Source organism: Salmonella sp. 32010601201800023SM (assembly GCF_017572235.1).
In the GTDB taxonomy this organism is placed as follows: domain Bacteria; phylum Pseudomonadota; class Gammaproteobacteria; order Enterobacterales; family Enterobacteriaceae; genus Salmonella; species Salmonella enterica.
This window is the reverse complement of the sequence record NZ_JAGEQS010000002.1, coordinates 59,292-73,010: the sequence shown is the minus strand read 5'-3', so window position 1 is coordinate 73,010 and position 13,719 is coordinate 59,292. Positions and strand designations below refer to the sequence as shown.

Below are 13,719 nucleotides of genomic sequence, written 5' to 3'. Positions count from 1 at the left end.
AAGTTGGGGATCCGCTGGAAGCTTTCTGGATGAGCCGTCTGCTCATCATATTTATGCAGTAATTGAGATTCCCTCTTAACCGTATTTACCAATGCGCAAAGGACACAAAGAGGGCGAATGCGAGGTAAGCGTATGATGCGCCAGCCCCGTCGCCATGCTCTTGCTGTGCCCGCGCGCCGTCGGTTGGGAGAGCGTCCCGTAGAGCCTGGGGAGGTTCACTGATATGTTGTACGATAAATCCCTTGAGAAGGATAACTGTGGTTTCGGCCTGATCGCCCACATAGAAGGCGAACCTAGCCACAAGGTAGTGCGTACTGCCATACACGCGCTGGCCCGGATGCAGCACCGTGGCGCGATCCTTGCCGACGGTAAAACCGGCGACGGTTGCGGCTTGCTGTTACAAAAACCTGACCGTTTCTTTCGCATCGTGGCCGAAGAGCGCGGCTGGCGCTTAGCCAAAAACTACGCCGTCGGGATGATCTTTTTGAATAAAGATCCTGAACTGGCCGCCGCGTCACGCCATATTGTCGAAGAAGAATTACAACAGGAAACCCTGTCGATTGTCGGCTGGCGCGATGTGCCAACCAATGAAGGCGTGCTCGGTGAAATCGCCCTCTCCTCCCTGCCGCGTATTGAGCAGATTTTTGTCAACGCTCCGGCGGGCTGGCGTCCGCGCGATATGGAGCGCCGTCTGTTTATCGCCCGCCGACGCATTGAAAAACGTCTGCAGGACGACAAAGATTTCTACGTATGCAGCCTGTCGAACCTGGTCAACATTTATAAAGGTCTATGTATGCCGGCGGATCTGCCGCGCTTCTACCTGGATCTTGCGGATCTGCGTCTGGAATCGGCCATCTGCCTGTTCCACCAGCGCTTTTCCACTAACACCGTGCCGCGTTGGCCGCTGGCGCAGCCGTTCCGCTACCTGGCGCATAACGGCGAGATTAACACTATCACCGGCAACCGCCAGTGGGCGCGCGCCCGTACCTATAAATTCCAGACGCCGCTGATCCCGGATTTACAGTCCGCTGCGCCGTTTGTTAACGAAACCGGTTCGGATTCCAGCTCGCTGGACAACATGCTGGAACTGCTGCTGGCAGGCGGGATGGACATCATCCGCGCCATGCGCCTGTTGGTGCCGCCCGCCTGGCAGAACAACCCCGATATGGACCAGGATCTGCGCGCCTTCTTTGACTTTAACTCCATGCATATGGAGCCGTGGGACGGTCCGGCAGGCATCGTGATGTCCGACGGGCGCTTCGCCGCCTGTAACCTTGACCGTAACGGCCTGCGCCCGGCGCGCTACGTCATTACCAAAGACAAGCTGATCACCTGCGCCTCCGAAGTCGGTATCTGGGACTATCAGCCGGATGAAGTGGTCGAGAAAGGCCGCGTCGGCCCAGGCGAGCTGATGGTGATCGACACCCGCGGCGGACGTATTCTGCATTCCGCGGAAACCGATGACGACCTGAAAAGCCGCCATCCATATAAAGAGTGGATGGAGAAAAACGTCCGCCGCCTGGTGCCGTTTGAAGAGCTGCCTGATGAAGAAGTCGGTAGCCGCGAACTGGACGATGACCTGCTCGCCAGCTATCAAAAACAGTTTAACTACAGCGCCGAAGAGCTGGACTCGGTTATCCGCGTTTTGGGCGAAAACGGCCAGGAAGCCGTCGGTTCAATGGGCGACGATACCCCCTTTGCCGTGCTCTCCAGCCAGCCGCGTATTATTTACGACTACTTCCGCCAGCAGTTCGCGCAGGTCACTAACCCGCCTATCGACCCGCTGCGTGAAGCGCACGTCATGTCGCTCGCCACCAGCATCGGTCGCGAAATGAACGTCTTCTGCGAAGCGGAAGGTCAGGCCCATCGCCTGAGTTTTAAATCGCCAATTCTGCTGTACTCCGATTTCAAACAGCTCACCACCATGAGCGAGCATCACTACCGCGCCGACTGGCTTGATATTACCTTTGATGTCACCGAAACCACACTGGACGCGACGGTTAAGGCGCTGTGCGATAAAGCGGAACAGATGGTGCGCAACGGCACCGTGCTGCTGGTCCTCTCGGATCGCAATATCGGTAAGAATCGCCTGCCGGTCCCCGCGCCGATGGCGGTGGGCGCGGTGCAGACTCGTCTGGTCGATCAAAGCCTGCGCTGCGACGCCAACATCATCGTAGAAACCGGAAGCGCCCGCGATCCGCATCACTTTGCGGTACTGCTCGGCTTTGGCGCAACGGCCATCTATCCGTACCTGGCCTACGAAACGCTGGGGCGTCTGATTGATACCCAGGCCATCGCCAAAAACTACCGTACCGTGATGCAGAACTACCGTAACGGCATCAACAAGGGGCTGTACAAGATTATGTCCAAAATGGGCATTTCGACCATTGCCTCTTACCGCTGCTCCAAACTGTTTGAAGCGGTCGGACTGCACGATGATGTGGTAAACCTGTGCTTCCAGGGCGTGGTCAGCCGTATCGGCGGCGCGAGCTTTGATGACTTCCAGCAGGATCTGCTGAATCTCTCCAAACGCGCCTGGCTGGCGCGCAAACCCATTAGCCCGGGTGGCCTGCTGAAGTACGTCCACGGCGGCGAATATCACGCCTATAACCCGGATGTCGTGCGTACTCTGCAACAGGCGGTACAGAGCGGCGAGTACAGCGATTATCAGGAATACGCCAAACTGGTCAATGAGCGTCCGGCGGCAACGCTGCGCGATCTGCTGGCGATACATCCAGACGGCGAGGCGGTGACTATCGACGAGGTTGAGCCCGCCAGTGAGCTGTTTAAACGCTTTGATACCGCAGCCATGTCTATCGGCGCATTAAGTCCGGAAGCGCACGAAGCGCTGGCCGAAGCGATGAACAGCCTCGGCGGTAACTCCAACTCCGGCGAAGGCGGTGAAGACCCGGCGCGCTACGGCACCAATAAAGTGTCGCGCATCAAGCAGGTGGCTTCCGGCCGCTTTGGCGTGACGCCGGCCTACCTCGTGAATGCCGATGTGATTCAGATTAAAGTCGCGCAGGGCGCGAAACCGGGCGAAGGCGGTCAGTTGCCGGGGGATAAAGTCACTCCGTATATCGCTAAACTGCGCTATTCAGTACCGGGCGTGACGCTGATCTCCCCGCCGCCGCACCACGATATCTACTCTATCGAGGACTTAGCGCAGCTCATTTTCGACCTCAAACAGGTCAACCCGAAGGCGATGATCTCCGTGAAGCTGGTGTCCGAACCGGGCGTCGGCACCATCGCGACCGGCGTGGCGAAAGCCTATGCGGATCTGATCACCATCGCCGGTTACGACGGCGGTACCGGCGCCAGCCCGCTCTCTTCGGTGAAATATGCGGGCTGTCCGTGGGAACTCGGACTTGTTGAAACCCAGCAGGCGCTGGTCGCCAACGGTCTGCGTCACAAGATTCGTCTGCAGGTGGACGGCGGTCTGAAAACCGGCGTCGATATCATTAAAGCGGCAATTCTCGGTGCGGAAAGTTTCGGCTTCGGCACCGGCCCGATGGTGGCGCTGGGCTGTAAATACCTGCGCATTTGCCATCTGAACAACTGCGCAACCGGCGTGGCGACGCAGGATGAAAAACTGCGTAAGAACCACTATCACGGCCTGCCGTTCAAAGTAACCAACTACTTTGAATTTATCGCCCGCGAAGTGCGCGAGCTGATGGCTTCGCTTGGCGTGACCCGCCTGGTGGATTTGATTGGCCGCACCGACCTGCTGAAAGAGCTGGAGGGCTTCACCGCTAAACAGCAGAAGCTGGCGCTGTCTCGTCTACTGGAAACCGCTGAACCTCATCCGGGTAAAGCGCTGTACTGCACCGAGAATAACCCGCCGTTTGATAACGGCGTGCTGAATGCGCAACTGTTGCAGCAGGCGAAGCCGTTTGTCGATGCGCGCCAGAGCAAAACCTTCTGGTTCGACATCCGCAACACCGATCGTTCCGTCGGCGCGTCGCTTTCCGGCTACATCGCACAGACCCACGGCGATCAGGGGCTGGCTTCCGATCCGATTAAAGCACACTTCAGCGGTACCGCAGGCCAGAGCTTTGGCGTGTGGAACGCGGGCGGCGTAGAGTTATATCTGACTGGCGATGCCAACGACTATGTCGGTAAAGGTATGGCAGGCGGTTTGATCGCCATCAGACCGCCGGTAGGTTCCGCCTTCCTCAGTCATAAAGCCAGCATTATCGGCAACACCTGCCTGTATGGAGCCACCGGTGGCCGTCTGTACGCGGCGGGCCGCGCGGGCGAACGTTTCGGCGTGCGTAACTCCGGGGCGATTACCGTAGTAGAGGGCATCGGCGACAACGGCTGTGAATACATGACCGGCGGCATCGTCTGCGTGCTGGGTAAAACCGGCGTTAACTTCGGCGCGGGGATGACCGGCGGCTTCGCCTATGTGCTGGACGAAGATGGCGAATTCCGTAAACGCGTGAACCCGGAACTGGTAGAAGTACTGGACGTTGATTCGCTGGCTATCCACGAAGAGCATCTGCGCGGCCTGATCACCGAGCACGTGCAACATACTGGTTCGCAACGCGGCGAAGAGATCCTGTCCAGGTGGTCAAGCTTCTCAACCCAATTCGCGTTAGTTAAGCCCAAGTCCAGCGATGTCAAAGCCCTGTTGGGCCACCGTAGTCGTAGTGCGGCAGAATTGCGCGTGCAGGCGCAGTAAGGAATTGAAATGAGCCAGAATGTTTATCAATTTATCGACCTGCAGCGCGTTGATCCGCCGAAGAAACCGCTGAAGATCCGTAAGATCGAGTTTGTTGAAATCTACGAACCGTTTTCCGAAGGTCAGGCGAAAGCCCAGGCGGATCGCTGTTTGTCCTGCGGTAACCCCTACTGCGAGTGGAAATGTCCGGTACATAACTACATCCCGAACTGGCTGAAACTGGCTAACGAAGGGCGTATTTTTGAGGCGGCTGAGCTATCGCACCAGACCAACACCCTGCCGGAAGTGTGTGGCCGCGTCTGCCCGCAGGACCGCCTGTGCGAAGGCTCCTGTACGCTGCACGATGAGTTCGGCGCAGTGACCATCGGTAACATTGAGCGCTATATCAACGATAAAGCGTTTGAGATGGGCTGGCGCCCGGATATGACCGGCGTACGCCAGACGGACAAACGGGTAGCGATAATCGGCGCAGGTCCGGCAGGGCTGGCGTGCGCCGACGTGCTGACCCGCAACGGCGTGAAGGCGGTGGTCTTTGATCGCCATCCGGAAATCGGTGGTCTGCTGACCTTCGGTATCCCGGCCTTCAAGCTGGAGAAAGAAGTCATGACCCGCCGCCGTGAGATCTTCACCGGCATGGGTATTGAGTTCAAACTTAATACCGAAGTGGGTCGTGATGTACAGCTTGAAGATCTGCTGAAAGATTACGATGCGGTATTCCTTGGCGTCGGCACCTATCAGTCGATGCGCGGCGGGCTGGAAAATGAAGATGCGGACGGGGTTTTCGACGCTCTGCCGTTCCTGATCGCCAATACGAAGCAGATCATGGGGTTTGGCGAAACCAGCGACGAACCATATGTCAGCATGGAAGGCAAACGCGTGGTGGTGCTGGGCGGCGGCGATACCGCAATGGACTGCGTACGCACTTCCATACGCCAGGGCGCAACGCACGTAACCTGTGCTTATCGTCGTGATGAAGAGAACATGCCGGGCTCCAGACGCGAAGTGAAGAACGCGCGCGAGGAAGGTGTCGAATTTCAGTTTAACGTTCAACCGCTGGGCATTGAAGTCAATGCCAACGGCAAAGTGAGCGGCGTAAAAATGGTGCGCACTGAAATGGGCGAACCGGATGCCAAAGGCCGTCGGCGGGCAGAGATCGTCGCCGGTTCCGAGCATGTGGTTCCGGCTGATGCGGTGGTGATGGCGTTTGGTTTTCGTCCACACAGCATGGAATGGCTGGCGAAACACAGCGTGGAACTGGACTCGCAGGGACGAATTATCGCGCCGGAACGCAGCGATAATGCTTTCCAGACCAGCAACCCGAAAATCTTCGCCGGTGGCGACATCGTGCGCGGTTCCGATCTGGTGGTGACGGCGATTGCGGAAGGCCGTAAAGCGGCTGACGGGATTATGAACTACCTCGAAGTATAACCCTTCCGGCTCCCCGCTTACTGCCTTGGCTGATGGCTGGGGAGCCGATATTCCTCTCCTCAATATCTCTCCTGCCGATTCTGGAAACCCGCTCGTAAATCGAGATGTAATGCCATGTAAAATCCGTTCATAGATTGATCCGTTTACGCCTGAAGCGTATTGATAGCGTTCTAATTTCACAATGAAACTATCACGTAAGGGATGACATGACGAATCCAACTTTAGCGCCACAGTCTGATGAATATCAGCAAATTCATGACGGTATTATTCGTCTGGTCGATACGGCACGTACCGAGACCGTGCGCAGCATCAATGCCATTATGACTGCCACCTACTGGGAAATTGGCCGACGCATTGTCGAATTTGAACAGGGAGGAGAAGCGCGAGCGGCCTATGGCACCCAGCTTATCGAACGATTATCGGTAGATTTAAGTCAGCGCTATAAGCGCGGTTTTTCCACCAGAAACCTATGGCAAATTCGTACATTTTATCTTTTTTTTCAACATATTGAAATTCCGCAGACACTGTCTGCGGAATCTTCAAATCTCATACCGCTCGCCAAAACATTCCCACTCCCCTGGTCGGCGTATGTCCGCCTCTTGTCGGTAAAAAATCCCAATGCCCGCACTTTTTACGAGAAAGAGACGCTACGTAACGGCTGGTCCGTACGGCAACTCGATCGGCAAATCGCCACTCAATTTTACGAACGAACGCTACTGTCCCACGACAAATCCGCCATGTTGCAGCAGCCTGCACCCGCCGAGCCAAACGTTTTGCCGGAGCAAGCCATACGCGACCCGTTCATTCTGGAATTTCTTAACCTGAAGGACGAGTATTCCGAATCAGACCTCGAAGACGCGCTGCTCAGCCACCTGATGGACTTTATGCTGGAGCTCGGTGACGATTTTGCTTTTGTTGGCCGCCAACGCCGACTACGCATAGACGATAGCTGGTTCCGCGTCGATCTGCTGTTCTTCCATCGTCGCTTGCGCTGCCTGTTGCTCGTTGACCTGAAGGTAGGCAAATTCGGTTATGCGGATGCCGGGCAGATGAATATGTACCTGAACTATGCCAAAGAGCACTGGACAATACCCGGAGAAAACCCGCCAGTCGGCCTGGTTTTGTGCGCAGGGAAAGGCGCGGGGGAAGCGCATTACGCGCTGACTGGCCTGCCAAACACCATCATGGCGAGCGAATACAAAGTGCAGTTGCCCGACGAAAAATTACTCACAGACGAACTTATTCGTTCGCAAACCATGCTGGAAACTCAACTCACACGCGGTGGTTCACTGACAACGGAGAAAAACTAGCGAACAATTAATGCCATGAATAATTATCAAAAAAATATCATACGAAAACGTTTGCTTTATTCTGAGAACTGTATATTATGCGGCGGATTTTTTGGGCAAAATTCATGGAGGCGTTGTGTCGCAGGACAACAATTATAGCCAGGGCCCCGTCCCTCTGGCGGCGCGGAAGGGCGTGATTCCACTGACGTTTGTCATGTTGGGTTTAACGTTTTTTTCCGCCAGTATGTGGACCGGAGGGACACTCGGCACCGGTCTTTCTTATAATGATTTCTTCCTCGCAGTTCTCTTCGGTAATCTCCTCCTCGGTATCTACACTGCATTTCTTGGTTACATCGGCGCAAAAACCGGACTCTCCACCCACCTCCTTGCACGTTACTCCTTTGGCGTTAAAGGATCATGGCTTCCCTCGCTGCTGCTAGGCGGCACACAGGTAGGCTGGTTTGGCGTTGGCGTAGCGATGTTCGCTATTCCGGTCAGTAAAGCGACGGGCATTGATGCCAATATTCTGATTGCCGTTTCGGGTCTACTGATGACCCTGACCATTTTTTTCGGCATCTCGGCGTTGACCATTTTGTCTATCATTGCCGTACCCGCGATCGTTATACTGGGCAGCTACTCCGTCTGGCTGGCGATCAGCGGCGTGGGTGGGCTGGAGCATTTAAAAACGATAGTGCCGCAGACGCCGCTGGATTTTTCCAGCGCGCTGGCGCTGGTGGTGGGATCGTTTGTCAGCGCCGGTACATTGACCGCCGACTTCGTCCGCTTCGGGCGTCATGCCAAAAGCGCCGTACTGATTGCGATGATCGCTTTTTTCCTCGGCAACTCGCTGATGTTTATCTTTGGCGCGGCAGGCGCTGCCGCTGTCGGTCAGGCGGATATCTCTGACGTGATGATAGCGCAGGGGCTGCTGCTGCCCGCGATTGTGGTGCTCGGCCTGAATATATGGACCACCAACGATAACGCGCTGTACGCATCGGGTCTGGGCTTCGCCAATATTACCGGTCTTTCCAGCCGCACGCTGTCGGTGGTGAACGGGATTATCGGTACCGTGTGCGCGCTGTGGCTTTACAATAATTTTGTCGGCTGGCTGACGTTCCTGTCATCTGCCATCCCACCGATTGGCGGAGTGATTATTGCCGACTATCTGTTGAACCGCCGCCGCTATGCCGACTTCAACACCGTGCGCTTTATTCCCGTTAACTGGATTGCTATTCTTTCCGTCGCGCTGGGCATCGCCGCCGGACATTATGCTCCTGGTATTGTGCCCGTCAACGCCGTACTCGGCGGCGTCTTCAGCTATATCCTGCTGAATCCACTTTTCAACCGCAGCCTTGCTAAATCACCAGAGGTCAGCCATGCAGAACAATAACATCACCATTCGTCAGACGCGTCTGCAGGGACACGAAGGATTATGGCAGCTTACGATTGAAAACGGGCGCTTTAGCCGGATTGAGCCTCAGGAAGCCGCATCGTTACCGCAGGGCGAAGTGCTTGATGCCGAAGGCGGCCTGGCTATTCCACCGTTTGTTGAGCCACATATCCACCTGGATACCACGCAAACGGCGGGTGAACCGAGCTGGAACCAGTCCGGCACACTGTTTGAAGGGATTGAGCGCTGGGCAGAACGTAAAGCAATGCTCACGCATGAAGATGTGAAAGCGCGCGCGATGCAGACCCTGAAATGGCAGATGGCTAACGGCATCCAGTACGTTCGTACTCACGTTGACGTTTCAGATCCTACGCTCACCGCGCTGAAAGCCATGCTGGAAGTGAAGCAAGAGGTTGCGCCGTGGGTAGACCTGCAAATCGTCGCCTTTCCGCAAGAAGGTATTCTGTCTTATCCCAACGGTGAAGCGCTGTTAGAGGAAGCCGTGCGTTTGGGCGCTGACGTTATTGGCGCCATTCCGCACTTTGAGTTCACTCGGGAATATGGCGTTGAATCGCTGCACAAAATCTTCGCCCTGGCGCAGAAATACGATCGCTTGATCGATGTGCACTGCGACGAAATTGATGACGAGCAGTCTCGCTTTGTCGAAACGGTCGCGGCGCTGGCGCATCGTGATGGCATGGGGGCGCGCGTGACCGCCAGCCACACCACGGCTATGCACTCGTACAACGGCGCGTATGCGTCACGCCTGTTCCGCCTGTTGAAAATGTCGGGGATTAACTTCGTCGCCAACCCGCTGGTGAATATTCATCTGCAAGGGCGGTTTGACACTTACCCGAAACGTCGTGGCGTCACGCGAGTGAAAGAGATGCTGGAGGCGGGGATCAACGTCTGCTTTGGCCATGATGACGTCTTCGACCCGTGGTATCCATTAGGCACAGCAAATATGCTGCAGGTGTTGCATATGGGGTTACACGTTTGCCAGTTGATGGGGTATGGGCAAATCAACGACGGGTTAAATCTGATCACTACCCACAGCGCAAAAACCCTGCATTTACAGGACTACGGTCTGAGCGTCGGCAATGCCGCGAATCTGGTTATCTTACCCGCTGAGAATGGATTCGATGCGGTACGTCGCCAGACGCCTGCCCGTTACTCGATTCGCCACGGGCGGGTTATTGCCGAGACGGTGCCGAGCCAGACGACGCTGCACCTGACCCAGCCGGAAGCCGTGACGTTTAAGCGTTAACCCGTCATACCCGCGCTCTCCGGCACATTCACCACGCAGCCCCGTAAGGGGCTGCGTTCGGAAGACTGCTCCGGCAAGAGATTCAGGCCGCCAGCAGACTGGCGCGTACTTTCACTACCACTTTTTTGATGTCATCTGGCTCACCCACTGCACATCCCGGTTTATGCGGTTCTCCCGGCATAAACACAGCAAACATCCCCGCTTGCAGCGTAATAGTCTGCTCGTCGACAATTTGACTACAAAGCTGGTAATCCTCTTCAACGTGCATCTCCTCGCACTGGCGAGCGGCACCGGACATCCCAAACGCAATACGCTCGACGCCGGTTAGTAGTAGCTGAATATCAATGTATTGTTCATGCAATTCCGCTTTCTTCTCGGCCGGCATTTGCGTCGTTAACTGCATTACATTCATAAAGACATTGTCGCCCTGCAATTCATAGCGCCCCGGCGCTTTCTCCTGCGGCCTTGCCGCCAGCGCGAGAGTCAAGGCATCCAACAATCGCGGATGCAACCCGCAAGAAGGCAACGACTGTACTTCCCCCATCATCATAATGTGTCTCCTTGAGCTAACAACGCAGCGCCTAATAATCCTGCGTCATGCCGATAGCGAGCGGCGCTCAGCGCCACGTGATAAGGCGCAGGCTCTTGCATCAAAAACGCGCGAACCTGCTCCAGGTATCCCTCAGCTAACCCTACGCTGCCGCCAATGACCACACACTGGCAGTCGGTAGTCGCTTTCACATCGGCGATCATCCGCGCTATTACCTGCGCGGATTGGCTTACCAGATATCGCGCCTGCTGATGACCTTCGCCAGCGCGAATAAATAGGGTTTTGGCGTCGCATCCCGCCAGATCGTCCCGCGCCGCCGCGGCCATCCCTCGTCCGGAGGCGATGGCCTCTACGCAGCCAACGCGTCCACAGCCGCATACGGGCCCGTGTGGGTCCGCCAGGGTGTGTCCCAGATGCCCGGCCAGACCGCCTTTTCCGGTAAGGAGTTTGCCGTCGCAGACAACGCCGCCGCCAACGCCGGTTGAAACGGTGATAAATACCATATCGCGGATATCATCAGGGAGCGCGTGATACTCGGCCCAGGCCGCCGCCTGCGCGTCGTTCACCGCCAGCGTCGGCAGGCCAGCGATCGTTTCCAGTGTTTGTACTAACGGAAAGTGTAGCAAGCCGCCCAGATTATGGGGGTTTAGCGCCAGCAGCATCCCTTCCTGAATGATCCCGGTAGAAGCTATCGCTACCTGACGCGCCTCTGCCCGTAGTGGTTCAACCAGCGCCTTTAATGCTTCACGTAACGCATCCGGCGTTTTGCTCGCGGGGGTCGGTAGCTCGCGACGCTGGCTAATGCGCAAGTTTTTGTCGATGAGCGCGGCGGCAAGTTTAGTCCCGCCAATATCAATTGCTAACGTAGTCATGACGCCGCCTTTTTTAATGCGTCGTTATACCATCCACAGATATGTTCCAGACGGGTAATGGCGGACCCCACCGTCACCGCCCATGCGCCATAGCGGATCGCCTCCGCTGCCAGTGCTGGCGAGTTATAGCGCCCTTCGGCTATTACCCGGCATCCGGCGTCATGCAACGCTTTGACTAAGGGCAGATCGGGTTCCTCCGGCGTATCGGGGGTGGTGTAGCCGGACATTGTCGTGCCGATAATGTCCGCGCCCAACCGTTGACAGGCGAGACCATCGTCCACGGATGAGCAGTCGGCCATCGCCAGTAGATGGTGGTGATGAATGCGCGCCAACAACGCCTCAACGGCTACCGGCCGTTGCCGAGCGGTTCCATCAACGGCGATAATAGCTGCTCCGGCCTGTGCCAGCGCATCTACATCGTCGAGAAAAGGGGTAATGCGCACTGGAGAGTCGTCCAGATCGCGTTTGATAATGCCGATAATGGGTACCGAAACGAGCGAGCGGGTCATACGCAGGTTGTCTATGCCTTCAATACGCACCGCAACCGCGCCCGCCTGTTCCGCTGCCAACGCCATTGCCGCTACAATCTCCGGCTTATCCAGCGGACTGCCCGGAACGGGCTGGCAGGAGACAATCAGGCCGCCAGAAGCGGCAATATTTTTATCCAGTTGTTCAAGTAACGACATACTACTCCCTTACAGATATTGCCCGGTTAAAAACCGGGCAAGCGGATTAACTTTTCGTTTTTACAAAGGCACCTTTACCACTGCCAAGCGGTACGGCTCCGCTGAACGGTTTGTCGTCAATAGCATCGTGGGTGCGTAACGCTTCCGGACGTAGCCAACGCTGTACGCGAGACGGCATATCAAGCCCAATAAGCAGGATCACGACAAACGTCAGGCTGAAAGAGAGCGATGCCAGCGCAGTGCCCAAATCCAGACGTTGAGCGATCAGCGCTCCCAGGATCGGCGCCAGCGCGCCGCCGAGCGCGCCGACGTTATAAGTAAAGCCCAGCCCCGCCGCGCGCTGATCGGTATCGAAGTAACCGCCGATCAGTTTCGGTAGAATCCCGGCAATCCCCTGCCCCAACATCTGTTGGAAAAACAGTAGCAGACCCAGAACCCAGACGTTTGTGCCGCCAATCGCAAAGACCGGAATAATGAGGATTTGCGAGGCCAGCAGGCTACAGACATATGCTTTACGCGTTCCCAGCCAGTCGCCAAGAAAACCGCCTACGCAGCAACCAACCGCCGCGCCAAATCCGCTAAAGAACAGGACATTCGCCACCGTATGCGGATCGTAGGCCAGCTCGGTTTTCAGATAAGTGGGTAATAGCGCCTGAATCGGCCAGGAATAGAGGAAAGCAAACAGTACCACCAGCATCAGCATGACGCCAGTGGGCCAGCGTTTACCGCTGCTCTGCACCATAAAGCTGATAAAGATAACCGCGCACAGTAGTCCCAGCCCCGCCACAATCGCAGCATTTTGTAGGTTACCGGCAAAACAGAACCACAGCGCAGCGGCGGCGGCGAAAGTCATTAAAATGTTGATGATGCGATGCTCGCCCCGATAAAGAATGTCGACCATCGTGCGTACCGGCGCTTTACCCGCGTGTTTCTCTTTCCAGTCTTCCGCTTCCGGAATGTTTTTCCGCAGCCAGAGAGCGAAGATAATTGGCAAAATGCCAATGAAAAACAGCGCGCGCCAGCCCCAGACAGGCACCACCAGGCTGTACACCTGCGCGGCAACGACCGCGCCGACGGAGAAGCCGGAAATCAGAAAACCGCTGGCTTTATTGCGTAAATGTTTTGGCCAGCTTTCAATCACATAGGTCGCGCTGGAACCATATTCGCCCGCCATGCCCATACCAATCACCAGTCGGGCGATGAACATGGTGGTGTAACCGGGCGCAAACCCGCATGCCAGGGTTCCCACCGAAAACAGAATGATGCTGCTGACCATCGCCAGACGACGCCCATAGCGATCGCCCATCGCGCCCAGTAATAACCCGCCGAACCAGCGAGAGATAAAAGCCGCAGAAATCAGGCTTGCCGCCTGTACCGTCGTCAGCCCAAATTCGCTTTGTACCTCAGTCAGTACAAGAGCAATTAACACAAAATCAAAACCATCAAGCAGATATCCCAGCCAGGCAGCGGAAAATGCCCGCCACTGCGCCCGGTTGAGATGGCGATACCACGGGATGTTCTGGGTAGAAGTACTCATTTTACTCTCCCGACGA

Annotated in this window: 9 protein-coding genes; 5 read left to right on the top strand and 4 right to left on the bottom strand. The window is 56.3% G+C overall.

Going from position 1 to position 13,719, the window contains the following annotated elements; all coding sequences use genetic code 11:
• The first annotated feature begins 223 nt into the window (after window positions 1-223).
• From gltB to J4617_RS07690, 5 genes are all read left to right on the top strand, one after another.
• Complete coding sequence (gltB, locus tag J4617_RS07710) at window positions 224-4,684, top strand: glutamate synthase large subunit (RefSeq protein ID WP_017465415.1); 4,461 nt, start codon at window positions 224-226, stop codon at window positions 4,682-4,684.
• Window positions 4,685-4,693: 9 nt separating this feature from the next.
• Window positions 4,694-6,112, top strand: coding sequence for a glutamate synthase subunit GltD (gene gltD, locus J4617_RS07705; protein ID WP_000081635.1), 1,419 nt, complete (start codon window positions 4,694-4,696; stop codon window positions 6,110-6,112).
• A gap of 206 nt (window positions 6,113-6,318) precedes the next feature.
• Window positions 6,319-7,422 (top strand): PDDEXK nuclease domain-containing protein, encoded by a 1,104-nt coding sequence (locus tag J4617_RS07700; protein WP_208290681.1) that lies wholly within the window; start codon window positions 6,319-6,321, stop codon window positions 7,420-7,422.
• A gap of 115 nt (window positions 7,423-7,537) precedes the next feature.
• Entirely contained in the window at window positions 7,538-8,791 is a 1,254-nt protein-coding gene (codB, locus tag J4617_RS07695) for a cytosine permease (protein WP_017465413.1), read from the top strand.
• Window positions 8,778-10,058, top strand: coding sequence for a cytosine deaminase (locus J4617_RS07690; RefSeq protein WP_017465412.1), 1,281 nt, complete (start codon window positions 8,778-8,780; stop codon window positions 10,056-10,058). The genes codB and J4617_RS07690 overlap by 14 nt, the downstream gene beginning before the upstream one ends.
• 82 nt (window positions 10,059-10,140) lie before the next feature.
• On the opposite strand, the gene nanQ is transcribed toward J4617_RS07690, so the two are convergent.
• The 4 genes from nanQ to nanT are packed head-to-tail and all read right to left on the bottom strand — an operon-like array spanning window position 10,141 to window position 13,703.
• A complete protein-coding gene (gene nanQ, locus J4617_RS07685) occupies window positions 10,141-10,608 on the bottom strand; it encodes an N-acetylneuraminate anomerase (protein ID WP_000979905.1) in 468 nt (155 codons plus the stop codon).
• Entirely contained in the window at window positions 10,605-11,480 is an 876-nt protein-coding gene (gene nanK, locus J4617_RS07680) for an N-acetylmannosamine kinase (protein WP_017465411.1), read from the bottom strand. Before nanK ends, nanQ begins: the two co-directional genes overlap by 4 nt.
• The gene (locus J4617_RS07675; RefSeq protein WP_000054439.1) at window positions 11,477-12,166 is read right to left on the bottom strand and encodes an N-acetylmannosamine-6-phosphate 2-epimerase; all 690 of its coding nucleotides are present in this window, start codon (window positions 12,164-12,166) and stop codon (window positions 11,477-11,479) included. The genes nanK and J4617_RS07675 overlap by 4 nt, the downstream gene beginning before the upstream one ends.
• 46 nt (window positions 12,167-12,212) lie before the next feature.
• Window positions 12,213-13,703, bottom strand: a complete 1,491-nt coding sequence (nanT, locus tag J4617_RS07670) for a sialic acid transporter NanT (protein WP_000108071.1) — start codon at window positions 13,701-13,703, stop codon at window positions 12,213-12,215.
• Between the last annotated feature and the right edge of the window lie 16 nt (window positions 13,704-13,719).